A 24,778-nucleotide genomic window follows, 5' to 3' on the forward strand; every position below is an offset into this window, starting at 1 on the left:
CGCTACGGCTTGCCGCGCCGGCCGCGCAGGTGCTCCGCGATCGGGGTGAGCGCCGCGTGCAGTCCGGCGAGCTCCTCGGGGGAGAGCAGGTCCATGAAGTGCCGCCGTACCGACTCGACATGGTGCGGCGCGACCTTGCGCATCGTCTCGCCGCCCAGGTCGGTCAGGACCGCGAACAGTCCGCGGCGGTCCGACTCGCAGTGCTCGCGCCGGACCAGACCGGCGTTCTCCATGCGGGTGATCTGGTGCGAGAGCCTGCTCTTGGACTGAAGGGTGGCGGCGGCGAGATCGCTCATCCGCATGCGCTGCTCTTCCGACTCCGAGAGGTTGACCAGGATCTCGTAGTCGTTCATGGTCAGGCCGAACGGCTGGAGGTCCTTCTCCAGCTGATGCGTCAGCAGCCTGCTGACGTCCAGGTGGGTGCGCCAGGCGCACTGCTCCGCATCGGTCAGCCAGCGGGTGGCCGTCTCGGTCTCCATGTATGGATTCTACCTAAGATGTTGAAAGCCGGACGAAGTCGGGGAGTGTGACTCCGCGCACGCGCCTGCCGGGCGTCACACTCCGCAGACTACCGTTCACAGCCCGAAGCGACGCTGGAGGTCCCCCAGCTGGCCGGGCATGCGCGGGGTGGAGCCGTGTTGACCGCCGCCTCCGGGCACACCCGGCTCGTGCGGCACGGCGCCGGTCGCCTGCTCGGGCATCAGGACCTCGGTCGACTGGAGCAGGACCGTGCCCGCCCCGACGAACTCGAACTGGTGCTCCTCGCCCGAGGTGCCGCCGATCCCGGTCAGCGAGCGCAGTCCGCCCATCACGCCGGTCATGTAGCCGTGGTCGTAGTGGTGGCAGGGGGAGGGGCAGTCCGCCCACCCGACCAGCGCCTGCGGGTCCACCCGCAGCGGCGGCTCCATGAAGACCACCGGGCCGTTGGACGCGGCGACGAACTTCCCGGTCCCGATCAGGGTCAGGAAGCCCGGCACGATGGACTGCTTCAGCGCCAGCGTCGGCTGGTAGGCCAGCAGGTTGCCGGAGCGGATCGTCAGATTGCCGTCCTCCAGGTCGAAGGAGTTCACGTCGAAGGCCCGGTCGGCGAGCAGCATCTTGCCGCTGCCCTCCGCCACCACCCAGTCGCTCGCGTGCAGCGGCGAGTGGAAGCTCGTGCGGACCAGCCGCTCGAAGCGCCCGTGCCCGATGCCGTTGAAGTCGATCCGCCCGTAGTAGGCGATCATCTTGCCCTTCTGCAGGAACCACTGGCTCCCCTTGAGCTCCACGCAGAAGGTGTAGGAGTTGACGTTGTCGTCGGAGGGCAGCGTCGTCGGGTCGAGGATCACGGGCGTGCTCACAGCTTCTCCTCCGACGCCTGGACGTACACCGCTCCGTTGCCGCTGAGCTCCAGCTGGAACGCCTCGCCGGAGCCGCGTCCCACCATGTCGCGCCAGCCGAGCGCGGTCGACAGCTTGTTGGTCACGGCGCCGTGGTGGGCGACGTAGGCCTGCGGGTCCACATGGACCGGCCTGCCCTGCGCGATCGGCAGTTCGATCACCCCGCCGTGCGCCATCACCGCGACCGCGCCATGGCCCTTGAGCGTCGTCGTGAACAGCCCCTGGCCGGTCACCTGGCCGCGCACCATGCCCATCACCCCGCCCTGCGAGCCCATGAACATCGTGCCCTGCTGGAGCGTCCCGTCGAAGGCGAGCAGCCGGTCGGCCTCCACGTAGAGGGTGTCGCCGGCCAGGTTGATCACCTGGATGTGGTGGCCCCCGTGGCCGAACATCACCGTGCCGCTGCCCTCGACCGTCATCAGCGGGGCGGCCTCGTTCGCCACCCGCCGGCCGATCATCGACCCCAGGCCGCCCTGCCCGCCCTGGACGTTCGGGGTGAAGGAGACGTCGCCCCGGTAGGCGAGCATCGCGCCCCGCTGGCTGTACATCGTCCGGCCGGGCTCCACCACGGCCTCGACCATCTTCGAGTTGATCTCACGGAACGGCATCACACATCACCCCCGACGGTGTTCCGCTCACTGGGCTGCACGTAGACGAGCCCGTCGCCCTCGAAGCGGATCTGGAAGGACTCGCCGGAACCCTCGCCCATGAGCGTACGGAAGTTCACCCCGGACTGGAGGTGCTGCTGGAGCCTGCCCTGGTGGGCGATGTAGGCGCCGGGGTCGACGTTCAGCGGGTACTGGGGGGTCACCCGCAGCACCACGGCGGAGCCGTCCGACATGATCGCCGCCTGGCCGGTGCCCTCGACGGTCGTGGTGAACAGGCCGTTGCCGCTCGCCCCGCCGCGGAGTCCCGTGAAGGTGGTGCCGGTGCGCAGCCCCGCGTCGGTGGCCAGCAGGTTGCTCGCCTCGACGTACAGCTTGTCGCCGTGCAGCGAGACGAGGTTGATCTCGCTCGCCCGGTCGGCGAAATAGCAGGTGCCCTGCCCCTTCACCTCCATCATCTCCATCTGCTCGCCGGTGAGCCGGCGGGTCACCATGCCGCGCAGGCCCTCACCGCCGCCCGACATCTTCTTGAACGCCATCCGGCCGTCGTACGCGACCATCGAGCCGTTCTTCGCCTTGACGGCATCGCCCGTGAGGTCGACGGCGAGCGTCTTGCTGCCTTGGAGTCGGAACATCGCCACGGTGCGACGTTAGCCGCAGGAGGGACGCGCGGACAGGGCCCGGAGCGCGATCCCGACCCGGAGGTGACCCTGATATGCGCCGATACGTGCTCCGGCGGCCTGGGCGGACCCCCCGCCCGGGAGGGCCGGGAGCGATGCCACAATGGCTGTGCTTGTGCCTGCGTTCACAAGCCGACACGCCCCTCCCACCGAAGGTGCCCTCGTGGACATCAAGACCGCTTCCGCCCTGCACCGGCTGCGCCTCATCTCGCTTCCCGAGGCGCTGTCCTTCCCGGCGCTGATCCTCTTCGGCTCGGTGCTCAGCCGGGTCTCGGACATCGACTTCCTGATGATGCCGCTCGGCATGCTGCACGGCATCCTCTTCACCATCTACCTGGTGTTCCTGCTGGACGTGTGGGCCAAGGCCAAGTGGCCGTTCAAGCGTGTCGCCCTCTTCTTCCTCCTCGCGGTCCTGCCGTTCGGCGGGCTCTACGGCGAGAAGCTCCTCAAGAAGTACGAGGCCGACGGCGTCATCGCCGCCCGGGCCCGCGCCGAGGGGACGGTCAGCGCATGATCGTCGCCTTCTCCGTCAGCCCGCTGGGTGTCGGCGAGGACGTCGGTGAGTACGTCGCCGACGCCGTCCGGGTCGTCCGGGAGTCCGGGCTGCCCAACCGCACCGACGCCATGTTCACCTCCATCGAGGGCGAGTGGGACGAGGTCATGGACGTCGTGAAGCGCGCCGTCGCCGCCGTCGAGGCCCGTGCGGGCCGCGTCTCCCTGGTGCTGAAGGCCGACATCCGGCCGGGCGTCACCGACGGACTCACCTCCAAGGTCGAGACGGTGGAGCGCCACCTCGCGGGCTGACCCCCCGCGACGCCGTACGCACCCCCGCCCCCGGAGCCCCCGGAGGCGGGGGTTTCCCGTTCGGGCGAAGGATCCCCTCGGTCGGACCCTGCCGGGTCGACACCTTGTCATATGTCCCCTTCTGTGGGGATACCGGCATATTCGACCATGGGAGGCGTGATGCCGTCCGGAGGTCACGACCACGACAGCCGCGGCTGTCCCACGGGTCCGCTCGCAGAGCCGCCCAGGGCGAGGTACCGGGTGCGGTTCCGCCGCCCCCGGCGCACCGAGAGGTACCGAATACGAGCGGTCCTCCTGATGGCGCTCGCCCCCGCGGTCACCGGACTGCTGCTGCTCCACGTCCTGTGGCCCACCCACTGGACCGCGCGCGGGGAAGGCCGGAGGTGGCTGGTGCTCGCCGACTCCGTGGCACTGGTCTCCGTCGGCGTGATCGAGCTCTTCGCGCTCGCCGGCGCCGCCGCCGTGGCCCATGCCGTGTCCGTGGCCAGGGACCCGGTCCCGGTGACGCCCGAGCCCGGCACCGTGCTCGCCTTCCTCCTCACGTACGTGCCGGGCAGGGAGCCCCTCTCCACGGTGCGGGCCAGCCTGGAGGGCGCCGTACGGATGCGGCACCCCGGCCCGCTGGACGTCTGGCTGCTCGACGAGGGCGACGACCCGGAGGCCAGGATGCTCTGCGCCGAGCTGGGCGTGCACCACTTCACCCGCCTCGGGGTGCCCGAGTGGAACCGGGAGGAGGGCCCGCACGAGACGGGGACGGAGCACGGCAACTACAACGCCTGGCTCGCCAAGCACGGTGACGCCTACGACCTGTTCGCCCGCGTGGACACCGGACACGTCCCGGGGCAGGGGTTCCTGGAGCGCACGACGGGCTACTTCCGTGACCCCGACATCGCGTTCGTCGTCGGGCCGCGGCTCCAGGCGGGCGCCGCCCCGGCCGGCTCCCGGGCGGGCGGCTCCCCGCGCGACGTCTTCCACGCGCTGGGCCAGCGGGCCGGCAACCGCTACGGCGCCCCCGCGTTCACCGGTACGGGCCACGTCGTACGGGTCGCGGCCCTGCGCCAGGCCGGCGGATTCCACGAGTCCGTCACCGAGGACATCGCCACCGGCTTCGCGATCCACCGGCTGCGCAACCCGCTGAGCGGGCGGTACTGGCGTTCCGTCCACACCCCTGACGTCCCGGCCGTCGTGGAGGGCCCGGTCGCCCGGGCGGACGTCTTCACCCGGCGGCCGCGCCGCTCCCGGGAGGCGTACGGGAGGCTCGTCAGGCAGTACGCGAAGGCGCTGTTCCGGGTGGAGCCCGGACGGCTCCTCGGCTACACCCTCACGCTGGTCCGCCGCCCCCTGGCGGTCGTCACCTGCCTGTTCGCCGCCTTGAGCTGCCTGCTGGCCGTCACCCACCCCGCGCTGCGCGTCTGGGCGCTGTCGGCCCTGGTGACCGCGCTCGCCCCGGTCGTGGTGTGGTCCTTCGCGCTGCTGCGGGAGCGCGGGGCCCGAGCCGCCCACGAACGGTCGCGGGCAGGGGCGCGACCCGTCCAGGAGGCGGAGCCCGCCCTGGCCGCCGCCTCCCCGGCGGGTTCCTCCGCGGGCGGCAGCTGAGCCGTGCGGGCGCCGCTCAGTGTTCCTGGGCCGCCAGCGCGATGCCCAGCGGGGTGCGCTCGTACAGCACCTGGTGCCCGTAGCGCCGCGAGGTGAGCAGCCCCGCGGCGCGCAGGGCCGAGAGGTGCGCGGACACGGAGGACGGGGCGAGCGAGAGCCGGTGGGCCAGCGCGCTCGTCCCCGCCGGTTCGCCGAGGGCGCACAGCACGTCGGCGCGGGCCCTGCCCAGCAGTCGGGCGAGCGCGTCGGGCGTACGGTCGGCGGCCTCCGTCCACAGCCCGCCGATGCCGCGCGCGGGGTAGATCACGGCGGGCTGCCAGGGAGGTTCGTAGCCTCCGACGACATCCGGCCAGACGAAGACGCTGGGCATCAGGACGAGGCCCTGGCCGCCCAGGACCCGGCGGTGGTTCCCGCTGGTGCCGGCCACCGTCAGGGTGGAGTCCGCCCAGAGCAGCCGCGGGCTGATCTCGCCGAGCAGCCGCCCGAAGCCCACCTCGGCGAGACGGCGCGAGTGGTAGGCGATGTCCGCCTCCAGCAGGGCGCGCAGCCGGGGCCAGTGCGGCTCGACCATCACCTTCCAGGCGCGCTCCAGCAGGTCCGCCAGTTCCCGCACCGCCCGCGCCGGCTCGGCCAGCATCCGCTGCCCTGCGGGGGAGTGCAGGGCGCCCGGGGTGTCGGCGAGCGCGAGCGCCATGTCGTCGCGGGCGGTGGCCGGATCCGTCGCGCGTACGGCCTCGATCTCCTGGGCGAAGGTGGCGAGCGGCCCGAGCGGCGGCGGGCAGATGAAGTCCGGGTTGTGGCCGGGGTCCGGCATCAGCAGCCACAGCGGCGCGAGGTCCAGCCCCACGGCGCCCTCCCGGATCCGCCGCAGCCAGGGCAGGTGGTAACCGTGCCGGGCGGGGCGGTGGAGCGTGCGGACCGCCTCCTGTGTCTCCCAGAGCGGGGAGAGCGCGAAGCGGCAGCGGAGCAGGTCGCTCTCGTCGAAGTACAGATGGAACGGCATGGGGCCACTCAACTTTCGGCGTGAGCCGAAAGTCTACGGACGGCCGGATCCTTCGGCCAGGCTGCGGGCATGTCGAGTGACACCACCCCGGCGGGTACACCCCGCGACGAGCCCGCCGCGAAGGCGCTGTCCCCGGCCCTGCCTCCGGAGCGCGCCTCCTCAACCGGCCCGGGCCCCGCTCCGGAGGCAGGGCCGGGGGCCGGGGGATACCGGGCCGTCTTCGCCGTACGGGAGTTCCGGGCGGTCTTCGCCGCCCACCTGCTCTCCCTCCTCGGCGTGGTCGTCAGCGAGCTGGCGCTCACCGTGCTCGTCTACGACCTCACCGGTTCGCCCCTGCTCTCCGCCCTCACCTTCGCGCTGGGCTTCCTCCCGTACATCGTCGGCGGCACGCTCCTGGCCGGGGTCGCCGACCGGTACCCCGCCCGCCGCACCCTCGTCACCTGCGACCTGATCTGTGCCGGCTGCGTCGCCGTGATGGTGCTCCCCGGCACCCCGGTCGGCGGCCTCCTCGCCCTGCGCTGCGCGGTCGCCGCGGTGGCCCCCGTCTTCACCGGCACGCGCACGGCGGCCCTCACCGACATCCTCGGGGAGGGCGACCTCTACGTCCTGGGGCGCTCGCTGCTGCGGCTGGTCTCGCAGAGCGCCGTCCTCGTCGGCTTCGGCGCGGGCGGGCTGCTGCTCACCGTGCTGTCCCCGCGCGAGGCGATCACGGTCACCGTGGTGACCTTCCTCTGCTCGGCCGCGCTGCTCCGCCTCGGCACCCTGGACCGGCCCGCCCGCACCGGAGGGGAATCCGGCGTCGCCCTGCTCAAGGAGTCCCTCGCGGGGGCCCGCGCCGTCCTCGGCGACCGCCGCATCCTGGGGCTGCTCCTGCTCTTCTGGGTGCCGGCCTTCTTCGTGGTCGCCCCGGAGGCCCTCGCGGCGCCGTACGCGGACGCGATCGGCGCCGGCCCCGCGACCGTCGGACTGCTGATGTGCGCGATGGCCGTCGGCCACATCGGTGCCGAGCTGTACGTGGGGACCGCGCTCTCCCCCCGCGCCCGCTCCCGGATCACCCTGCCGGTCGCGGCCCTCGGCCTGCTGCCCCTCGTGGCGTACGCGTTCCGCCCCGGGACGGCCCTCGCCCTGGCGGCTCTCGTGGCGGCCGGAGCCGGGGCGGCGTACGTCATCGGACTCGACCAGTGGTTCGTCGACGCGGTGCCCGAGCACCTGCGGGGCCGGGCCATGACGCTGCTCAGCGCGGGGCTGATGACGTTCCAGGGGATCGGCATGGCGCTCGCGGGGCTGGCCGCGGAGTTCGTCCCGGTGCACCAGGTGGTCGCGTACTCGGGGGCCTTCGGCACGCTCTGCACCCTGCTGCTGGTCGTGGAGGTGCGTAGAACGCGTGTCCGGTACCGAAGTGCGAGACGGTGCTGACCGCCATGTGACCAGTGGGTAAGGTCGGTGCCGTGCCGAAGCCGCTCAGCCTCCCCTTCGATCCCATCGCCCGCGCCGAGGAACTCTGGCACCGGCGCTGGGGGCCGGTGCCCTCCATGGGCGCGATCACGTCGATCATGCGTGCGCAGCAGATCCTGCTCGCCGAGGTGGACGCGGTGGTGAAACCGTACGGGCTGACGTTCGCCCGCTACGAGGCGCTGGTCCTGCTCACCTTCTCCCAGGCCGGTGAGCTGCCGATGTCCAAGATCGGCGAGCGGCTCATGGTGCACCCCACCTCCGTGACGAACACCGTCGACCGGCTGGTGCGCTCGGGGCTGGTCGCCAAGCGCCCCAACCCGAACGACGGGCGCGGAACCCTCGCCTCCATCACGGACAAGGGCCGCGAGGTCGTCGAGGCGGCCAGCCAGGACCTGATGGCGATGGACTTCGGGCTCGGGGCGTACGACGACGAGGAGTGCGCCGAGATCTTCGCGATGCTGCGCCCGCTGCGGGTGGCCGCCCAGGACTTCGAGGGCGAGTAGCGTCCCTCGTCGCGACGGGGCAGGGCGCCGCAAGATCGCCCCGGCTGCCCGGTTACGCTCGATGCCATGAAACGCAGTGTGCTGACCCGCTACCGGGTGATGGCCTACGTCACCGCCGTCATGCTGTTGATCCTGTGCGTCTGCATGATCTTCAAGTACGGCTTCGACACCGGTGAGGGTCTGACGCTCGTCGTCTCGCAGATCCACGGTGTCCTCTACATCATCTACCTGATCTTCGCCTTCGACCTCGGTTCCAAGGCGAAGTGGCCGGTCGGCAAGCTGCTCTGGGTGCTGATCTCCGGCACGATCCCGACCGCCGCGTTCTTCGTCGAGCGCAAGGTGGTCCAGGAGGTCGAGCCCCTGATCACCGACGGCTCGGCGCAGGCCGTCAAGGCCTGACGGGCACCACCGGACCGCCCCGCGCGAAAACGCCGGGCGGTTTGCCGTCGACATGTACTAGGACGTCCTAGTAAATTTGATGCATGGACGCATCTGAGATCGAGGAAGGCCGCCGCCGCTGGCAGGCCCGTTACGACAAGGCCCGCAAGCGCGACGCGGACTTCACCACGCTCTCCGGTGACCCGGTGGAGCCCGTCTACGGGCCCCGCCCCGGTGACACGTACGAGGGCTTCGAACGGATCGGCTGGCCCGGCGAGTACCCCTTCACCCGGGGGCTCCACGCCACCGGCTACCGCGGGCGCACCTGGACCATCCGGCAGTTCGCCGGCTTCGGCAACGCCCGGCAGACCAACGAGCGGTACAAGACGATCCTGGCCAACGGCGGCGGCGGGCTCAGCGTCGCCTTCGACATGCCGACCCTGATGGGCCGCGACTCCGACGACCCCCGCTCGCTCGGCGAGGTCGGCCACTGCGGCGTCGCCATCGACTCCGCCGCCGACATGGAGGTCCTCTTCCAGGACATCCCGCTCGGTGACGTCACCACCTCGATGACCATCAGCGGCCCCGCCGTCCCCGTCTTCTGCATGTACCTGGTCGCCGCCGAGCGCCAGGGCATCGACCCCGGGGTGCTCAACGGCACGCTCCAGACGGACATCTTCAAGGAGTACATCGCGCAGAAGGAGTGGCTCTTCCAGCCCGAGCCCCATCTGCGCCTCATCGGCGACCTGATGGAGCACTGCGCCCGCGACATCCCCGCCTACAAGCCGCTCTCCGTCTCCGGCTACCACATCCGCGAGGCCGGGGCCACGGCGGCGCAGGAGCTCGCGTACACCCTCGCCGACGGCTTCGGGTACGTGGAGCTCGGCCTCTCCCGGGGCCTGGACGTCGACACCTTCGCCCCCGGGCTCTCCTTCTTCTTCGACGCGCACCTCGACTTCTTCGAGGAGATCGCCAAGTTCCGCGCGGCCCGCCGGATCTGGGCCCGCTGGATGAAGGAGACGTACGGCGCGAAGACCGACAAGGCGCAGTGGCTCCGCTTCCACACCCAGACCGCCGGGGTCTCGCTCACCGCCCAGCAGCCGTACAACAACGTCGTACGCACCGCGGTGGAGGCGCTCTCCGCCGTGCTCGGCGGCACCAACTCCCTGCACACCAACGCCCTGGACGAGACGCTGGCGCTGCCCTCCGAGCAGGCCGCCGAGATCGCGCTGCGCACCCAGCAGGTCCTCATGGAGGAGACCGGCGTCGCCAACGTCGCCGACCCGCTGGGCGGTTCCTGGTACGTCGAGCAGCTCACCGACCGCATCGAGGCCGACGCCGAGAAGATCTTCGAGCAGATCAGGGAGCGCGGCACCCGGGCGCACCCCGACGGCAAGCACCCCATCGGGCCGATGACGTCCGGCATCCTGCGGGGCATCGAGGACGGCTGGTTCACCGGCGAGACCGCCGAATCCGCCTTCCGCTACCAGCAGTCGCTGGAGAAGGGCGAGAAGCGCGTCGTCGGCGTCAACGTCCACCACGGGTCCGTCACCGGCGACCTGGAGATCCTGCGGGTCAGCCACGAGGTGGAGCGCGAGCAGGTGCGCGAGCTCGCCGGGCGCAAGGAGGGCCGTGAGGACGCGAAGGTCCGCGGTGCGCTGGACGCGATGCTGGCCGCGGCGCGCGACGGCTCGAACATGATCGGTCCGATGCTGGAGGCCGTACGGGCCGAGGCGACCCTCGGAGAGATCTGCGGGGTGCTGCGCGACGAGTGGGGCGTCTACACGGAGCCGCCCGGCTTCTGAGGCGAGGTCAGTCCGCCTGGGCGGCCGCGGCCCCCAGGCCGGAGAGCAGCAGAAGGGTGAAGCGCTGGGCCCAGTCGGTGTCGACGGGCTCGGCGCTCACCAGCGCGCGGTGCACGACGGCACCCGCGATCACGTCGAAGATCAGGTCGGCGGTACGGGCCGCCACCACCTCGTCCGGCTCGGTGGGCAGTTCGCCGCGCTCCTGCGCGCGCTCCCGCCCCTGGAGCACGAGGTGCTTCTGCCGGTTCACGATCGAATCGCGTATCCGGTCCCGGAGCGCCTCGTCCCGCGTCGACTCGGCGACCACCGCCATCAGCGCCGTCTTGGTCTCCGGCCGCTCCAGCAGGGCCGCGAACTGGAGGACCACGGCCTCCACATCGGCCGCGAGGCTGCCGAGGTCGGGCAGTTCCAGCTCGTCGAAGAGCACGGCGACCGCGTCCACCACCAGTTCGTTCTTGCCGGCCCAGCGGCGGTAGAGCGTCGTCTTGGCGACCCCCGCGCGCGTCGCCACATCGCTCATCGTCAGCTTCGACCAGCCGAGGTCGACCAGCGACGCACGGGTCGCCTCCAGGATCGCGGCATCGGCTTCGGCACTGCGGGGTCGTCCGGACCGGGCGGGTCCGGTGGGGCTGCGGCTCAGCATGCGGCGACCATACCGGCCGGTAAGTACTGCTGACCGGTCCGGGGATCCGTGAGACAGATCACCGCTCGCTCTTGCCCCGGAGGGGGTCCTGCCAGTTACGCTACGGGTCGTAGCGTAAGAAGCGACGGTCCGCCGTCGTGACGCCACGACTGATCGACAGCCACAGGCGGCGGGTGGGGACCCGGCGCCGAGCACGGGGTTTTTCAGGGCCCCGGGACCGTTTCCGTCCGCGCGCCACGCACACCGGCGTGGCTGTGGACGGGACCGGTTCGCGGATCGCTTTCCGGAACAGTGCGCACAGGGGGGAGGATGTACGTATGCAGCCTAGGAACATGTCCATGAGCGGCGTCGTCGACCTCGCCGCTGTGAAGGCGGCCGGCGACGCCAAGGCGAAGGCGGAGCAGGCCCGCGCGGAGTCCGCCCGGCAGGGGGGTGGCGGTGCCGTCGCACCCGCCTCCCTGGTGATCGACGTCGACGAGGCGGGCTTCGAGACCGACGTCCTCCAGCGCTCCACCGAAGTGCCCGTCGTCATCGACTTCTGGGCCGAGTGGTGTGAGCCGTGCAAGCAGCTCGGCCCGCTCCTGGAGCGTCTCGCCGTCGAGTACAACGGCCGCTTCCTGCTGGCCAAGGTCGATGTCGACGCCAACCAGATGCTGATGCAGCAGTTCGGGATCCAGGGCATCCCGGCGGTCTTCGCGGTGGTGGCCGGGCAGGCCCTCCCGCTCTTCCAGGGCGCGGCCCCCGAGAGCCAGATCCGCCAGACGCTGGACCAGCTGATCCAGGTCGGCGAGGAGCGGTTCGGTCTCACCGGGATCGCCGTCGACCCGGAGGCCGGAGCCGGCGGCGAGGAGAGCGCCCCCGCCGAGGTGCCCGCCGGACCGTACGACGCGCAGCTGGAAGCCGCGGCCCAGGCGCTCGACGCCAACGACTTCGACGGCGCGGTCCAGGCGTACAGGAGCGTCCTGGCCGACGACCCGGTCAACACCGAGGCGAAGCTGGGCCTCGCCCAGGCCGAACTGCTGGGCCGCGTCGCGGGCCTCGACCCGCAGCAGGTCCGCAAGGACGCCGCGGAGAACCCGGCCGAGCCGGCGGCGCAGATGGCCGCCGCGGACCTGGACCTCGTGGGCGGCCATGTCGAGGACGCCTTCGGGCGGCTCGTCGAGACGGTCCGCCGTAATTTCGGTGACGACCGCGACGCCGTACGGCTGCGGCTCCTGGAGCTCTTCGAGGTGATCGGCCCCGACGATCCGCGGGTCGTCTCGGCCCGGACCGCCCTGGCGCGCGTCTTGTTCTGATGTGACAACACGGCCGTGGAGCCCCTGGGGCACCACGGCCGTTTTCGCGGGTGAACGACAATCAACACGTGTGCTTTACCAAAACTTGATAAAAGTACGCACTGTTACTCGCAGTAAATCGCCCTCAGTGGTCTGTCCGGTTTCGGGCTGTAATCCCGCTATTCGCACGTCCCTTTGGTGCCACCCTGTGTGGCCGGGCGGTATCCCCCTGTCGCATCCTGGTTATCGGGTCGTTACTAGTCAGTAACGACCCCCCTTGTGTCGCGGCCGGGAATGCACCACGATCGGCCACGCTCGGTCCAATACCCGCCGGCCCGACGGCCAGTCGGCGCAGGTGGGTCTGTTGGGTCCCCACCGGGTGGTCGGCGGCAGTGGCGCCGATCGCGGACAGGGGGGTTCCTGCCCCTGGGCAGGGCCTGTCCGAACCGGCCGCGCAGACGCGCGGCCAGTGGTTGTCGCTCGGGGGTGATCGCCGGTGATTCGGATGCGGTACGCGCCTCCGGTCCGGGCGCTCTCCTTCCCGAGGACGTAGCACTTCTCCCATCCCAGGGCGGGCACCATGCCCGTACCGGAGATGTACGTCCGAGAAGGAGGAAATTTATGAGTTCGCAGGTTCGCGGTGGTACCAGATGGAAGCGTTTCGCTCTGGTCATGGTGCCGAGCGTCGTGGCGACCGCCGCAGTCGGCGTCGGCCTGGCGCAGGGCGCGCTCGCCGCGTCGTTCAGCGTCTCCGGTCAGAGCTTCAAGGTCTCCACCGACAAGCTCGTCGGTGAGGACTTCGTCCAGTACGGCAGCGTCGCTGTCGGCAAGGACCTCAAGGGCAACGACGCGGCGCACCCGGTGGCGGTGTCGGGCTTCAGCAAGGCCACGATCACCAACATGTGCCAGTCGGTCGTCACCCCCGACCTGCCCTTCGGTCTCGGCAGCGTCAGCCTTCAGCTGAAGGCCGGCACCGACCCGAAGAAGCCCGTCGAGGCGACGAACCTGTACCTCGACGTGGCCCAGCTCGACGCGGACGCGTACTTCGAGAACATCGACATCGGCGTCGCCGCCGGTTCGGTGGGCAAGCCCGGTATCCAGTCCGGCACCGAGAAGGCCGTCAACCCGAACGGCTTCGCGCAGCGCGCCAAGACGGCCACGCTGTCCAACGTGGAGCAGACGGCGTGGGCGACCACCGCCGGCACCTTCAAGCTCAGCAACCTGAGCCTGAAGCTGCACAAGGGCGTCAAGGAGTGCTTCTAGCACTCGCCCGGGTGGCCGGAGTCCCGTGAGGGCCTCCGGCTGCCCACCCCTTCTCTTCTCACAGCAGTACCGGTTCCAGGGAGCTGTTTTCCATGAGCCCCGAGTCCACAGGGCAGAACGAGCACTACCTCACCGTCTACCGGCGGGGATTCCGCACCTGGCGGGGTAACCGGCCGTTCTGGGCGGGCCTGTTCACCATTCTGGGTGGTCTACCCATCGCGTACTTCCCGTACGCCAACATGCACCTCGGCAACATGACGATCGCGATGTCCACCACCGCGGGGGCGGGGTCGCTGATCATCGGGGTCCTGCTCATCACGCTGGGCCTCACGATGTGGTTCCACCACATCGTGAGGGTGTTCGCGGGTGTCGCCGCGATCCTGCTCGCGCTGATCTCCATCCCCGTCGCCAACATCGGCGGCTTCATCATCGGCTTCCTGTTCTCCCTCCTCGGCGGAGCCCTGTCGATCGCCTGGGTGCCGGGTGAGGCGAAGGCCGCGCCGGCGTCCGGCGACGCGGAGGCCCAGAGGTCCGGGGACAGCACCTCCGAGTTGCCGGAGCAGCGTCAGGAGTCCCACGACACCGCCGAGGCCCCGCGGAGGCCGACGCTGTTCAAGGCGGCGGTGGAGGCCGACGGTGGGAGGCATCGTGCGGGGTGATGACAGGCAGTTGAACGACATCGGACCGGAGGATCTTCCGGGCCGAAGAGGGCCCCGCCACGCGGCGCCCAGGAAGTCGCTCCTGACGAAGCTCCACATGCCCGCGGGCAAGAAGGCGTTCGCGCTCGCCGCGATGCCGACGGCCGTCTTCGTGGGCATGGGCCTCACCCCCAAGCTCGCCATGGCCGACGACAGCTCGGACATCCCCTTCGCGCCCGGACCGTGCGTCACCCGCTCCGACGAGCCGTCCGAGTCTCAGGAACCCGAGACGGAGCCGACCCCGAGCGCCACGCCGTCCGCCGACGCCGGCAAGGACGACGCGGGCAAGGACGACGCGGGCAAGGACGACGCGACGACCGCTCCGAAGCCCTCCGCCAGCGCGAGCGCCTCCAAGGACGACACGTCCGGGGAGAGCGCCGGGGACAAGGCCGCCACGTCGGCCACCCCCACGCCCACCAAGTCGAAGAACCCCCTCGACCCGCTGGGTGTCGGCGACGCGCTGAAGGACCTCTTCGACGGACCGGACAAGGAGACGGCGGAGCCGTCCCCCAGTGCCACCACCGAGGCCCCGAAGCCGTCGGAGAGCGCCACCACCAAGCCCGTCGAGAAGGCCACGGGCGCGGCGAAGGACACGGTCGACAAGACCGCCGACGCCATCCGTGACGCGGCGGAGAAGGCCGGCAAGGGCGTCGAGGACCTCGACGAGGACGTCAAGGGCCTCGACCCGGTCAAGGACGAGGACATCCCGGACGGCGCCAAGGAGCGCTTCCCCTGCCCGACCGCCGACCCCGAGGCGCTCGCCGCGGCCGACCTGGAGCAGGGCGTCCCGCTGCTGCCGGACGACCCGTGGACGCTGGAGACCTCGAAGCTCACGCTCACGGGGCTCGACTACGCGGGCATCGTCGAGGTGAAGACGTACAACGGCAGCGTCAAGAAGGTGCTGAAGTTCACCGCCGACACCATCGACATCAAGGACCTGCACCAGCTGACGAAGGGTCCGGCCGGCACCACCGGTCACGTCAAGGCGGAGGCGGGTTCCACCTCCACCATCCGCAACGGCACCGTGACGATGTACACGGAGGAGCTGAAGGGCAACCTCTTCGGCCTCATCCCCGTCACCTTCAGCCCGGAGACCCCGCCGCCGCTGAACGTGCCGTTCGCCTTCTTCACCAACGCCACGGTGAAGCAGGCAGGGCAGTTCGGAGGATCGCTCAAGGTCCCCGGCCTGCAGAACTACTTCACCGGCGGCAACAGCTGACCGAAGACCCGTCCGGGAGCCGCACGACGACCGTGGCCCGCACCCCCGTCAAGGGGTGCGGGCCACGGTCGTGTGTCGTACGGGGCGTCAGGCGCGCTCGCCGCTCAGGTGGTGCACCCGGACCATGTTGGTGGTGCCGGGGACGCCGGGGGGCGAGCCGGCCGTGATGACCATCGTGTCGCCGTCGCTGTAGCGGTTCAGCTTCAGCAGCTCGGCGTCGACCAGGTCGACCATGGCGTCGGTGTTGTCCACGTGCGGGACGACGTAGGACTCGACGCCCCAGCTCAGCGCGAGCTGGTTGCGGGTCGACTCCTCCGTGGTGAAGGCCAGGATCGGCTGGGCCGTGCGGTAGCGGGAGAGACGGCGGGCGGTGTCGCCGGACTTGGTGAAGGCGACCAGGGCCTTGCCGTCCAGGAAGTCCGCGATCTCGCAGGCCGCGCGGGCCACCGAACCGCCCTGCGTACGGGGCTTCTTGCCCGGCACCAGCGGCTGGAGGCCCTTGGAGAGCAGCTCCTCCTCGGCGGCGACGACGATCTTCGCCATCGTCTTGACCGTCTCGATCGGGTACGCCCCGACGGAGGACTCCGCCGACAGCATGACCGCGTCCGCGCCGTCCAGGATCGCGTTGGCGACGTCGGACGCCTCGGCGCGGGTCGGCCGCGAGTTGGTGATCATCGACTCCATCATCTGGGTCGCCACGATCACCGGCTTGGCGTTGCGGCGGCACAGCTCGATGAGGCGCTTCTGCACCATCGGGACCTTCTCGAGCGGATACTCGACGGCGAGGTCACCACGGGCGACCATCACACCGTCGAAGGCGGCGACGACGCCCTCCATGTGCTCGACGGCCTGCGGCTTCTCGACCTTGGCGATGACGGGGACCCGGCGGCCCTCCTCGTCCATCACCTTGTGCACGTCCTTGACGTCCTCGGCGTCCCGTACGAAGGACAGCGCGACCAGGTCGCAGCCCATCCGCAGGGCGAACCGCAGGTCCTCGACGTCCTTCTCGGACAGCGCGGGGACGTTGACCGCCGCACCCGGGAGGTTGATCCCCTTGTGGTCGGAGATGACACCGCCCTCGATGACGATGCTCGTGACCCGGGGGCCGTCGACCGAGACGACCTTCAGCTCGACGTTGCCGTCGTTGATCAGGATCGGGTCGCCCTTGGCGACGTCACCGGGCAGCCCCTTGTAGGTGGTGCCGCAGATCGACTTGTCACCGGCGACCTCCTCGGAGGTGATGACGAACTCGTCCCCGCGGACCAGCTCGACGGGGCCCTCGGCGAACTTCCCGAGACGGATCTTGGGGCCCTGGAGGTCGGCGAGCACGGCGACGGCGCGGCCGGTCTCGGCCGCGGCCTTGCGGACGCGGTCGTAACGGCCTTGGTGCTCCTCGTGGGTACCGTGACTGAAGTTGAAACGGGCCACGCTCATGCCGGCCTCGATCAGAGCGACGAGCTGCTCATGGGAGTCGACGGCGGGACCGAGGGTGCAGACGATTTTGGAACGGCGCATGAGGCGGATCCTATCGGTTTGTTTCACTGCGGAATATTCCGTCTGGTGGAAGATACAAAGGGGCGCGGGCCCGCTCAGTTGTGGACCAGGTCGAAGGTCTGACCGGCGATCTCCAGCTCCTCGTCCGTAGGTACGACGGCGACCGCCACCCGCGCGTCGTCGGGCGAGATCAGCCGCGGTTCGCCGGACCGTACGGCGTTGCGGCCGGCGTCCACGGCCAGGCCGAAACCCTCAAGTCCCGCGAGCGCAGCCTCCCGCACCGGGGCCGAGTTCTCCCCCACCCCCGCCGTGAACACCACGGCGTCCACCCGGCCGAGCACCGCCGAATAGGCGCCGATGTACTTCTTCAGCCGGTGGATGTAGATGTCGAACGCGAGCGCGGCCCGCTCGTCGCCCTCGTCCACCCGGCGCCGGATCTCCCGCATGTCGTTGTCGCCGCAGAGACCGACCAGGCCGCTCCGCTTGTTCAGCAGCTCGTCGATCTCGTCCGTCGACATCCCCGCCACCCGCTTCAGGTGGAAGGTGACGGCCGGGTCGATGTCCCCGGAGCGCGTACCCATGACGAGCCCCTCCAAGGGGGTCAGCCCCATCGACGTCTCCACGCACCGGCCGCCCGCCACGGCGGAGGCCGAGGCCCCGTTCCCCAGGTGCAGCACGATCACGTTCACCTCGGCCACCGGCCGGCCCAGCAGCTCGGCCGTCCTGCGCGACACGTACGCGTGCGAGGTGCCGTGGAAGCCGTAGCGGCGGATGCGGTGGGCGTCGGCGGTCTCCACGTCGATGGCGTACCGCGCCGCGGCCTCCGGCATCGTCGTGTGGAACGCCGTGTCGAAGACCGCGACCTGCGGCAGGTCCGGGCGCAGCGCCCGCGCCGTACGGATCCCGGTGATGTTCGCCGGGTTGTGCAGCGGCGCCACCGGGACGAGCCGCTCGATCTCCTTCAGCACCTCGTCGGTGATCACGGTGGGCTCGCTGAACTTCAGCCCGCCGTGCACCACCCGGTGGCCGATCGCCGCCAGTTCGGGGGAGTCCAGCCCCAGCCCGTCGGCCGCCAGCTCGTCGGCCGCCGCCTTCAGCGCCTGCTCGTGGTCGGCGATCCGGCCGGAGCGCTCGCGGGTCTCCCCGCCCTTCGGAGTGTGCACCAGGCGGGAGGTGGACTCGCCGATCCGCTCGACGAGGCCGGTGGCCAGCCGTGAGCGGTCGCGCATGTCCAGCAGCTGGTACTTCACCGACGAGGAGCCGGAATTCAGCACGAGTACACGGTGGGGGTCGTTCATGGAGCGGGAACCTCCGCTGCTGGGTCGGTGGTCGTCGGGGTCATTCCTCGCCCTGCGCCTGGATCGCGGTGATGGCCACCGTGTTGACGATGTCCTGGACCAGCGCGCCCCGGGACAGGTCGTTGACGGGCTTGCGCAGCCCCTGGAGCACCGGGCCGACCGCGACCGCGTTCGCCGAACGCTGGACCGCCTTGTAGGTGTTGTTGCCGGTGTTGAGGTCCGGGAAGATCAGCACGGTCGCCCGGCCGGCCACCTCCGACGCCGGCAGCTTGGTCGCGGCGACGGAGGGCTCGACCGCCGCGTCGTACTGGATCGGACCCTCGATCCTCAGGTCCGGATGCGAGGCGCGTACCCGCTCCGTGGCCTCCCGCACCTTGTCGACGTCGGCGCCGGAGCCCGAGGTGCCCGTCGAGTACGAGAGCATCGCGATCCGGGGATCCACGCCGAAGCGGGACGCGGTGACCGCCGACTGCACCGCGATGTCCGCGAGCTGCTCGGCATTCGGATCCGGGTTGACCGCGCAGTCGCCGTAGACCAGGACCTTGTCGGCGAGGCACATGAAGAAAACCGAGGAGACGATCGAGGCCTCCGGCTTGGTCTTGATGATCTCGAAGGCCGGGCGGATCGTGGCCGCCGTGGAGTGCACCGATCCGGAGACCATGCCGTCGGCCAGGCCCTCCTGCACCATCAGGGTGCCGAAGTAGTTGACGTCCGAGACCACGTCGTACGCCAGCTCGACCGTCACCCCGCGGTGCGCGCGGAGCGCGGCGTACCGCTCGGCGAAGCCCTGGCGCAGCTCGGAGGTCGCCGGATCGACGATCTGGGTCCCGGCGAGGTCGATGCCCAGGTCGGCGGCCTTCTTGCGGATGACGTCGACGTCCCCGAGGAGGGTCAGGTCGCAGACGTCGCGGCGCAGCAGTACGTCGGCGGCGCGCAGGACGCGCTCCTCGGTGCCCTCCGGGAGGACGACCCGGCGCCGGTTCGCGCGGGCCTGCTCCAGCAGCTCGTGCTCGAACATCATCGGGGTGACCCGGCCGCTGCGGGCCACCGAGACCCGCTCCAGCAGGGCGCCGGTGTCCACGTGGCGTTCGAAGAGGCCGAGGGCGGTCTCCGCCTTGCGGGGCGTCGCCGCGTTCAACTTGCCTTCAAGGGCGAAGAGTTCACCGGCCGTGGGAAAGGATCCGCCGGCCACCGCGACGACCGGGGTGCCCGGTGCGAGGCGGGCGGCCAGCCGGAGTATCTCCTCGCCCGGACGCTCGTTCAGGGTCAGCAGGACGCCCGCGATGGGCGGGGTGCCGGCGCTGTGCGCGGCGAGCGAGCCGATGACCAGGTCCGCGCGGTCCCCGGGGGTGACGACCATGCAGCCCGGGGTCAGGGCCTTCAGGAGGTTCGGCAGCATGGCCCCGCCGAACACGAAGTCCAGCGCGTCCCTGGCCAGGCCGGAGTCGTCGCCGAGCAGAACCGTTCCGCCCAGTGCGGTGGTGATCTGGGCGACGGTGGGCGCGGAGAGCGCGGGATCGTCCGGCAGTACGGAACAGGGGACCGGGAGCTGCGCCCTCAGGCGCTCGGCGATCTCCTGCCGGTCCTCGGACGCCACCCGGTTCACGATCATCGCCAGGACGTCGCAGCCGAGACCGGCGTACGCCCGGTAGGCGTTGCGCGTCTCCGCCCGTACGGACCCGGCGTCCTGGTCCTTGCCGCCGACCACCGCGATCACCGAGGCGCCGAACTCGTTGGCCAGCCTCGCGTTCAGGGCCAGCTCGTCGGGGAGCTGGGTGGCGGCGAAGTCGCTGCCGAGGACCAGGACCACCTCGTAGTCGCGGGCCACCCGGTGGAAGCGCTCCACGAGCAGCGAGACCAGCTCGTCCGTGCCCTTCTCGGCCTGGACCGCGGAGGCCTCCTGGTAGTCCAGGCCGAAGACGGTCTCCGCGCTCTGCGACAGCCGGTAGCGGGCCCGCAGCAGCTCGAACAGCCGGTCGGGGCCGTCGTGGACGAGCGGCCGGAAGACACCGACCCGGTCGACCTGACGCGTCAGTAGCTCCATGACTCCCAGGTCGACGACCTGACGGCCGTCTCCCCGGTCGATCCCGGTCACGTACACACTGCGCGCCACGCGTGGTCTCCCGTCCTGTTTGGCTGGCATTGTCCCCTTGACGATACCTACCGGGGCAGGTACATCGCCCGCCGGGCGGAGCGCCAGGAGCGGGCCGCTCCCGGACCCCGCACGGGGTCCGCGGCCCGGCCGGAAGCGCGAGTGCCCGGTTCGGCGTGGGACAATCGTCGTGGCTCACGGTACGGGGGTTTGACGACGGTCCCCGGAATGCATGGCACTAGCGAGCAGGAGACAGAGCGGGATGCGCATCGGAATTCTCACCGCAGGCGGCGACTGCCCAGGCCTGAACGCTGTGATCCGGTCGGTCGTGCACCGCGCCGTGGTGGGGCACGGCGACGAGGTCATCGGCTTCGAGGACGGCTTCAAGGGGCTGCTCGACGGCCACTTCCGCCCCCTCGACCTGAACGCGGTCAGCGGCATCCTGGCGCGCGGCGGCACGATCCTCGGCTCGGCCCGGCTGGAGCGCGACCGGCTGCGCGAAGCCGCCGAGAACTGCGCGGAACTGTCCCTGCGTTACGGCATCGACGCGCTGATCCCGATCGGCGGCGAGGGCACGCTCACCGCGGCCCGCATGCTGTCCGACGCCGGGATGCCCGTCGTCGGCGTCCCGAAAACCATCGACAACGACATCTCCGCCACCGACCGGACTTTCGGATTCGACACCGCCGTGGGCGTCGCGACCGAGGCCATAGACCGTCTCAAGACCACCGCCGAGTCGCACCAGCGGGTCATGGTCGTCGAGGTCATGGGCCGCCACGCGGGCTGGATCGCGCTGGAGTCCGGCATGGCCGGCGGTGCCCACGGCATCTGCCTGCCGGAGCGGCCCTTCCAGGTCGACGACCTGGTCAAGATGGTCGAGGAACGCTTCGCGCGCGGCAAGAAGTTCGCCGTCATCTGCGTCGCCGAGGGCGCCCACCCGGCCGAGGGCTCCATGCCGTACGCCAAGGGTGAGATCGACCAGTTCGGCCACGAGCGCTTCAAGGGCATCGGCAACCGTCTCGCCGCCGAGCTGGAGCTGCGCCTCGGCAAGGAGGCCCGGCCGGTCATTCTCGGCCATGTCCAGCGCGGTGGCACGCCGACCGCGTACGACCGGGTGCTCGCGACCCGCTTCGGGTGGAACGCCGTGGAGGCCGTGCACCGCGGTGACTTCGGCCGGATGACGGCCCTGCGCGGGACCGAGATCGTGATGGCCCCGCTGGCGGACGCCGTGACCCGGCTCAAGACGGTCCCCAGCGACCGGATGTACGAGGCCGAGTCGGTCTTCTGAGCCGCCCCGCCCCGACCGCCCCGTCGGACGGCCGGGGCCGTTCGCCGCGTACGCCAGCAGTGTCGGACGGCCCGGGCCGTTCGCCGCGTACGCCCGCTCAGATGCCCGCCGTCCGCCAGAACTCCTCGACCACCCGGTCCAGGAACTCCCGCCCCTCCTCGCCGGCGGTCCCCGCCCGGTCCCGGCCCGTGGTGTTCCAGCTGAGCGTGGACACCATCAGGGACTGGTAGTCGGCGTGCAGCTGCTCCAGCACGTCCTGGACCAGGATCCGGTCCAGCGGTACGAGCTTGTCCACCGGGCGTACGTACGCCTGCCAGCGGGTCGTCACCGCCCTGGTCAGCAGATCCGCCAGCTCCTCGTTGCGGCCGGTCGCCGTCAGGAACTGCGCCGCGGACATGTCCAGCGCCTCGCAGAGCGCCGCGGCCTGGCGCTCGTTGCCGCGCCAGCGGCCCGACTCCTCGATGCGCTGGTACGCGGAAGCCGTCATCCCGAGCGTCCGCGCCAGGTCGTCCACCGCGAGGTCCCGGGCCAGCCGGTGTTCGCGCAAGGTGCTCGCGGCGGCCAGGAGTTCACCCGGCGCGCACCACAGCACACCGGCCAGCGCCATCAGTTCACGTTCGCCCGGCAGGGCCGTTCCACGCTCCCAGGCCATCACCGTCTCGGCGGTGATCCGAAGTCCGTACTGGGCGCCGAGCCCGTACGCAACATGTCCGGGAGCCATTCCCAGCGCCTCGCGGAGGCGACGCGCGGCGGGGGCGTTGAAGGGCGGGGATGGGTGCACGGCCCCACCGTAGAAGGCCGGGAACGGCCTGGCTACAGGCTGTTCCTATCAGTTCACCCTTCGTATGATCCTCCTAGCGTGCCCCTCGGTGAGGCCCGGAGGCATCAGCGGGTTTCGGCCACCCAGTGGTAGTGCAGCTCCGGCCGGCCCACCTGCCCGTAACTCGGCCGCCGCACGGCCCGGCCCACCGTCACCAGATGCTCCAGATAGCGGCGGGCGGTGATCCGGGAGATCCCCAGCTCCTCCCCGGCGGCCGCCGCGGTCACCCCGTCCGGCGCCTCCCGCAGCGCCCGGGTGACCGCCTCCAGCGTCGGACCGCTCAGCCCCTTGGGCAGCGTCGCCGGGTCCGAGACCCGCAGTGCGCCCAGCGCGCGGTCCACCTCCTCCTGTCCGCTCGCCTCGCCCGCAGCGGCCCGGAACTCCGCGTACCGCACGAGCCGGTCCCGGAGCGTGGGGTAGGTGAACGGCTTCAGCACGTACTGCACGACGCCGAGCGACACGCCTTCCCGCACCACCGCCAGATCGCGCGCCGACGTCACCGCGATGACGTCCGCGCCGTGCCCCGCCGCCCGCAGCGAACGCAGCAGCTGGAGCCCGTGCCCGTCGGGCAGGTACAGATCGAGCAGCAGCAGGTCCACCTCCGTCCGGTCCAGCGCCCGTACGGCCTCCGCCCGCGAGTGGGCGACGGCGGCGACCTCGAAGCCCCGCACCCGGCCCACGTACAGCTGATGGGCGTCCGCGGCCACCGGATCGTCCTCCACGACCAGCACCCTGATCACGGCGCGGCCACCTCCGTCCCCGCCGTACGGCCGGTGAGCGGCAGCCGTACCGTGAACTCCGCGCCGCCGCCCGGCGCCCGGCCCAGTGTGACCGTCCCGCCGTTGCGGTGGACCGCCTGCCGCACCAGTGCCAGGCCGAGGCCGCGCCCCGTGCCGTGGGTCGTCCAGCCGCGCCGGAACACCTCGTCCGCGTCGTCGGGGCCGATCCCGGCGCCGGTGTCCGCCACCCGCAGCAGCAGCTCGCCGGACTCCGTCCGCGCGGTCACGGTGACCAGGGCCCGGGTCGGGGTGCGCTGCGCGGGAACGGGAACGCCCTCGCCGGACGCCGCGGAGGCGTCCTCGCCCGTCGCCACCGGGGCCGCTCCACCGGTCGCTGCCTCCGACGCGGCGTCCACCGCGTTGTCGATGAGATTGCCGAGGATCGTCACGAGGTCCCGGGGCGCCGTCGAGGGCGGCAGGGCACCGTCGTCGATCAGACTGTCCTCGCCGAGCACCAGCTCCACGCCCCGCTCGTTGGCCTGCGCCGCCTTGCCGAGCAGCAGGGCCGCGAGCACCGGCTCGGCGACCGCGCCCACCACCCGGTCGGTGAGGACCTGCGCCAGCTCCAGCTCCGCCGTCGCGAAGTCCACCGCCTCCTCGACCCGGCCCAGCTCGATCAGCGACACCACGGTGTGCAGCCGGTTCGCCGCCTCGTGGGCCTGCGAGCGCAGCGCCTGGGTGAAACCGCGCTCCGAGTCGAGCTCGCCCGACAGCGCCTGGAGCTCCGTGTGGTCCCGCAGCGTCACGACCGTGCCGCGCCGCTCGCCCCCGACCACCGGGCTGGTGTTGACGACGATCACCCGGTCCGCCGTGAGGTGGACCTCGTCCACCCGTGGCTCGGACGCCAGGAGCGCCCCGGTCAGCGGCGCCGGGAGGGCCAGCTCGTCGACCCGGCGGCCCACCGACCCCGGCGCCAGCCCCAGCAGCTCCCTGCCCGCGTCGTTGATCAGGGCGACCCGGCGCTGTCCGTCCAGCATCAGCAGCCCCTCGCGCACCGCGTGCAGCGTGGCCTCGTGGTAGGTGTGCATCCGGCTCAGCTCCCGGGCGTTCATCCCGTGCGTGTGCCGCCGCAGCCGGGCGTTGATCACGTACGTCCCGAGCGCGCCGAGCGCCAGGGCGGCGCCGGCCGCCGTGCCCAGGGCGCCGAGCTGCTCGCGCACCTGGGTGGAGACCCGCTCGACGGTGATGCCCGCGCTGACCAGGCCGACGATCCGGTCGCCGTCGCGGACGGGCGTGACGACCCGTATCGAGGGGCCGAGCGTGCCGGCGTACGTCTCCTCGAAGGTCTCGCCGCGCAGCGCGCGGTCGGTGTGTCCGATGAAGCTCCTGCCGATCTGCGTGGGATCGGGGTGGGTCCAGCGGACGCCCGCCGGATTCATGATCGTGACGAACGCGATCCCGGTCTCCTCGCGGACCCGCTCCGCGTACGGCTGGAGTACGGCGGAGGGGTCCGGGGTACGGATCGCCTCCCGCACCGACGGCGATTCGGCCATGGCGAGAGCGGCTGCCCGTACCTGGCGGGCCGCGGTCTCCTCGGCCTGCGAGCGGCCGGAGGCGTACGCGAAGAAGGCGCACCCGGCCACGACCGCCGCCACGAGCAGGGCCTGCATCGCGAACAGCTGGCCGGCCAGGCTGCGGGGGAGGGTACGGGACAGGCGCATGCCTCACAGTCTGCCTGGCCGGGAGCGGGGCCCCAAGGTGG

At 71.3% G+C, this 24,778-nt stretch carries 24 protein-coding genes; 12 read left to right on the top strand and 12 right to left on the bottom strand.

Going from position 1 to position 24,778, the window contains the following annotated elements:
• Positions 1 to 2 precede the first annotated feature (2 nt).
• From ACZ607_RS15980 to ACZ607_RS15995, 4 genes are all read right to left on the bottom strand, one after another.
• A complete protein-coding gene (locus ACZ607_RS15980; protein ID WP_469735290.1) occupies positions 3 to 479 on the bottom strand; it encodes a MarR family winged helix-turn-helix transcriptional regulator in 477 nt (158 codons plus the stop codon).
• Positions 480 to 575: 96 nt separating this feature from the next.
• Complete coding sequence (locus ACZ607_RS15985) at positions 576 to 1,340, bottom strand: AIM24 family protein (RefSeq protein ID WP_469735291.1); 765 nt, start codon at positions 1,338 to 1,340, stop codon at positions 576 to 578.
• Positions 1,337 to 1,987, bottom strand: coding sequence for an AIM24 family protein (locus ACZ607_RS15990; protein WP_469735292.1), 651 nt, complete (start codon positions 1,985 to 1,987; stop codon positions 1,337 to 1,339). The genes ACZ607_RS15985 and ACZ607_RS15990 overlap by 4 nt, the downstream gene beginning before the upstream one ends.
• A complete protein-coding gene (locus tag ACZ607_RS15995) occupies positions 1,987 to 2,619 on the bottom strand; it encodes an AIM24 family protein (RefSeq protein WP_469735585.1) in 633 nt (210 codons plus the stop codon). Before ACZ607_RS15995 ends, ACZ607_RS15990 begins: the two co-directional genes overlap by 1 nt.
• A 208-nt stretch (positions 2,620 to 2,827) precedes the next feature.
• Between ACZ607_RS15995 and ACZ607_RS16000 the strand changes: the two genes are divergently transcribed.
• The 3 genes from ACZ607_RS16000 (at position 2,828) to ACZ607_RS16010 (ending at position 5,064) form a co-directional block, all read left to right on the top strand.
• Entirely contained in the window at positions 2,828 to 3,178 is a 351-nt protein-coding gene (locus ACZ607_RS16000; protein WP_099174426.1) for a DUF3817 domain-containing protein, read from the top strand.
• Complete coding sequence (locus ACZ607_RS16005) at positions 3,175 to 3,468, top strand: MTH1187 family thiamine-binding protein (RefSeq protein ID WP_015578763.1); 294 nt, start codon at positions 3,175 to 3,177, stop codon at positions 3,466 to 3,468. The genes ACZ607_RS16000 and ACZ607_RS16005 overlap by 4 nt, the downstream gene beginning before the upstream one ends.
• A gap of 297 nt (positions 3,469 to 3,765) precedes the next feature.
• Positions 3,766 to 5,064, top strand: coding sequence for a glycosyltransferase family 2 protein (locus ACZ607_RS16010; protein WP_469735293.1), 1,299 nt, complete (start codon positions 3,766 to 3,768; stop codon positions 5,062 to 5,064).
• A 16-nt stretch (positions 5,065 to 5,080) separates the two neighbouring features.
• Here the strand turns inward: ACZ607_RS16010 and ACZ607_RS16015 are convergent, their stop codons facing one another.
• Positions 5,081 to 6,067 carry an ArsR/SmtB family transcription factor gene (locus ACZ607_RS16015; RefSeq protein ID WP_469735294.1) on the bottom strand — a complete coding sequence of 329 codons (987 nt, stop codon included), beginning with the start codon at positions 6,065 to 6,067 and terminating at the stop codon, positions 5,081 to 5,083.
• 69 nt (positions 6,068 to 6,136) lie between these two features.
• Between ACZ607_RS16015 and ACZ607_RS16020 the strand changes: the two genes are divergently transcribed.
• The 4 genes from ACZ607_RS16020 to ACZ607_RS16035 all read left to right on the top strand — a co-directional run bounded on the left by ACZ607_RS16020 (position 6,137) and on the right by ACZ607_RS16035 (position 10,208).
• Entirely contained in the window at positions 6,137 to 7,483 is a 1,347-nt protein-coding gene (locus ACZ607_RS16020) for an MFS transporter (RefSeq protein WP_469735295.1), read from the top strand.
• Positions 7,484 to 7,515: 32 nt separating this feature from the next.
• Entirely contained in the window at positions 7,516 to 8,025 is a 510-nt protein-coding gene (locus ACZ607_RS16025; RefSeq protein ID WP_469735296.1) for a MarR family winged helix-turn-helix transcriptional regulator, read from the top strand.
• A gap of 66 nt (positions 8,026 to 8,091) precedes the next feature.
• Positions 8,092 to 8,424, top strand: coding sequence for a DUF3817 domain-containing protein (locus ACZ607_RS16030; protein WP_469735297.1), 333 nt, complete (start codon positions 8,092 to 8,094; stop codon positions 8,422 to 8,424).
• A gap of 83 nt (positions 8,425 to 8,507) precedes the next feature.
• Entirely contained in the window at positions 8,508 to 10,208 is a 1,701-nt protein-coding gene (locus ACZ607_RS16035) for an acyl-CoA mutase large subunit family protein (RefSeq protein ID WP_469735298.1), read from the top strand.
• 7 nt (positions 10,209 to 10,215) lie between these two features.
• Here ACZ607_RS16035 and ACZ607_RS16040 read toward each other — a convergent pair whose 3' ends face one another.
• Positions 10,216 to 10,851 carry a TetR/AcrR family transcriptional regulator gene (locus tag ACZ607_RS16040; protein ID WP_469735299.1) on the bottom strand — a complete coding sequence of 212 codons (636 nt, stop codon included), beginning with the start codon at positions 10,849 to 10,851 and terminating at the stop codon, positions 10,216 to 10,218.
• Between the two features lie 317 nt (positions 10,852 to 11,168).
• Between ACZ607_RS16040 and ACZ607_RS16045 the strand changes: the two genes are divergently transcribed.
• From ACZ607_RS16045 to ACZ607_RS16060, 4 genes are all read left to right on the top strand, one after another.
• Entirely contained in the window at positions 11,169 to 12,146 is a 978-nt protein-coding gene (locus tag ACZ607_RS16045) for a tetratricopeptide repeat protein (RefSeq protein ID WP_469735300.1), read from the top strand.
• A gap of 600 nt (positions 12,147 to 12,746) precedes the next feature.
• Complete coding sequence (locus ACZ607_RS16050) at positions 12,747 to 13,388, top strand: DUF6230 family protein (RefSeq protein ID WP_099174418.1); 642 nt, start codon at positions 12,747 to 12,749, stop codon at positions 13,386 to 13,388.
• 92 nt (positions 13,389 to 13,480) lie between these two features.
• Positions 13,481 to 14,047, top strand: a complete 567-nt coding sequence (locus tag ACZ607_RS16055; protein WP_469735301.1) for a DUF6114 domain-containing protein — start codon at positions 13,481 to 13,483, stop codon at positions 14,045 to 14,047.
• Positions 14,037 to 15,305 (top strand): RNA polymerase sigma factor, encoded by a 1,269-nt coding sequence (locus tag ACZ607_RS16060; RefSeq protein WP_469735302.1) that lies wholly within the window; start codon positions 14,037 to 14,039, stop codon positions 15,303 to 15,305. The genes ACZ607_RS16055 and ACZ607_RS16060 overlap by 11 nt, the downstream gene beginning before the upstream one ends.
• A gap of 87 nt (positions 15,306 to 15,392) precedes the next feature.
• Here ACZ607_RS16060 and pyk read toward each other — a convergent pair whose 3' ends face one another.
• From pyk to pta, 3 genes are all read right to left on the bottom strand, one after another.
• On the bottom strand, positions 15,393 to 16,820 hold the full coding sequence (gene pyk / locus ACZ607_RS16065; protein ID WP_469735303.1) for a pyruvate kinase: 1,428 nt from the start codon (positions 16,818 to 16,820) through the stop codon (positions 15,393 to 15,395).
• A gap of 74 nt (positions 16,821 to 16,894) precedes the next feature.
• On the bottom strand, positions 16,895 to 18,097 hold the full coding sequence (locus tag ACZ607_RS16070; RefSeq protein ID WP_469735304.1) for an acetate kinase: 1,203 nt from the start codon (positions 18,095 to 18,097) through the stop codon (positions 16,895 to 16,897).
• A gap of 40 nt (positions 18,098 to 18,137) precedes the next feature.
• Complete coding sequence (pta, locus tag ACZ607_RS16075; protein ID WP_469735305.1) at positions 18,138 to 20,210, bottom strand: phosphate acetyltransferase; 2,073 nt, start codon at positions 20,208 to 20,210, stop codon at positions 18,138 to 18,140.
• A 241-nt stretch (positions 20,211 to 20,451) separates the two neighbouring features.
• Between pta and ACZ607_RS16080 the strand changes: the two genes are divergently transcribed.
• Positions 20,452 to 21,477, top strand: coding sequence for an ATP-dependent 6-phosphofructokinase (locus ACZ607_RS16080; RefSeq protein ID WP_073745343.1), 1,026 nt, complete (start codon positions 20,452 to 20,454; stop codon positions 21,475 to 21,477).
• Between the two features lie 97 nt (positions 21,478 to 21,574).
• Here ACZ607_RS16080 and ACZ607_RS16085 read toward each other — a convergent pair whose 3' ends face one another.
• From ACZ607_RS16085 to ACZ607_RS16095, 3 genes are all read right to left on the bottom strand, one after another.
• Positions 21,575 to 22,198 (bottom strand): helix-turn-helix domain-containing protein, encoded by a 624-nt coding sequence (locus ACZ607_RS16085; protein WP_469735586.1) that lies wholly within the window; start codon positions 22,196 to 22,198, stop codon positions 21,575 to 21,577.
• A 164-nt stretch (positions 22,199 to 22,362) separates the two neighbouring features.
• Positions 22,363 to 23,037, bottom strand: a complete 675-nt coding sequence (locus tag ACZ607_RS16090; RefSeq protein ID WP_469735306.1) for a response regulator — start codon at positions 23,035 to 23,037, stop codon at positions 22,363 to 22,365.
• Positions 23,034 to 24,737: a sensor histidine kinase gene (locus tag ACZ607_RS16095; protein WP_469735307.1), complete on the bottom strand. Its 1,704-nt coding sequence runs from the start codon at positions 24,735 to 24,737 to the stop codon at positions 23,034 to 23,036. The genes ACZ607_RS16090 and ACZ607_RS16095 overlap by 4 nt, the downstream gene beginning before the upstream one ends.
• Positions 24,738 to 24,778 lie beyond the last annotated feature (41 nt).

Source organism: Streptomyces sp. NPDC104381, assembly GCF_055583745.1.

What these genes read in the sequence shown, in the direction of transcription:
- ACZ607_RS15980 (WP_469735290.1), bottom strand. Translation starts at nt 479, where the DNA reads ATGGAGACCGAGACGGCCACCCGCTGGCTGACCGATGCGGAGCAGTGC.
- ACZ607_RS15990 (WP_469735292.1), bottom strand. Translation starts at nt 1,987, where the DNA reads ATGCCGTTCCGTGAGATCAACTCGAAGATGGTCGAGGCCGTGGTGGAG.
- ACZ607_RS15995 (WP_469735585.1), bottom strand. Translation starts at nt 2,619, where the DNA reads ATGTTCCGACTCCAAGGCAGCAAGACGCTCGCCGTCGACCTCACGGGC.
- ACZ607_RS16005 (WP_015578763.1), top strand. Translation starts at nt 3,175, where the DNA reads ATGATCGTCGCCTTCTCCGTCAGCCCGCTGGGTGTCGGCGAGGACGTC.
- ACZ607_RS16010 (WP_469735293.1), top strand. Translation starts at nt 3,766, where the DNA reads ATGGCGCTCGCCCCCGCGGTCACCGGACTGCTGCTGCTCCACGTCCTG.
- ACZ607_RS16015 (WP_469735294.1), bottom strand. Translation starts at nt 6,067, where the DNA reads ATGCCGTTCCATCTGTACTTCGACGAGAGCGACCTGCTCCGCTGCCGC.
- ACZ607_RS16020 (WP_469735295.1), top strand. Translation starts at nt 6,137, where the DNA reads ATGTCGAGTGACACCACCCCGGCGGGTACACCCCGCGACGAGCCCGCC.
- ACZ607_RS16030 (WP_469735297.1), top strand. Translation starts at nt 8,092, where the DNA reads ATGAAACGCAGTGTGCTGACCCGCTACCGGGTGATGGCCTACGTCACC.
- ACZ607_RS16035 (WP_469735298.1), top strand. Translation starts at nt 8,508, where the DNA reads ATGGACGCATCTGAGATCGAGGAAGGCCGCCGCCGCTGGCAGGCCCGT.
- ACZ607_RS16040 (WP_469735299.1), bottom strand. Translation starts at nt 10,851, where the DNA reads ATGCTGAGCCGCAGCCCCACCGGACCCGCCCGGTCCGGACGACCCCGC.
- ACZ607_RS16045 (WP_469735300.1), top strand. Translation starts at nt 11,169, where the DNA reads ATGCAGCCTAGGAACATGTCCATGAGCGGCGTCGTCGACCTCGCCGCT.
- ACZ607_RS16050 (WP_099174418.1), top strand. Translation starts at nt 12,747, where the DNA reads ATGAGTTCGCAGGTTCGCGGTGGTACCAGATGGAAGCGTTTCGCTCTG.
- ACZ607_RS16055 (WP_469735301.1), top strand. Translation starts at nt 13,481, where the DNA reads ATGAGCCCCGAGTCCACAGGGCAGAACGAGCACTACCTCACCGTCTAC.
- pyk (WP_469735303.1), bottom strand. Translation starts at nt 16,820, where the DNA reads ATGCGCCGTTCCAAAATCGTCTGCACCCTCGGTCCCGCCGTCGACTCC.
- ACZ607_RS16070 (WP_469735304.1), bottom strand. Translation starts at nt 18,097, where the DNA reads ATGAACGACCCCCACCGTGTACTCGTGCTGAATTCCGGCTCCTCGTCG.
- ACZ607_RS16080 (WP_073745343.1), top strand. Translation starts at nt 20,452, where the DNA reads ATGCGCATCGGAATTCTCACCGCAGGCGGCGACTGCCCAGGCCTGAAC.
- ACZ607_RS16085 (WP_469735586.1), bottom strand. Translation starts at nt 22,198, where the DNA reads ATGGCTCCCGGACATGTTGCGTACGGGCTCGGCGCCCAGTACGGACTT.
- ACZ607_RS16095 (WP_469735307.1), bottom strand. Translation starts at nt 24,737, where the DNA reads ATGCGCCTGTCCCGTACCCTCCCCCGCAGCCTGGCCGGCCAGCTGTTC.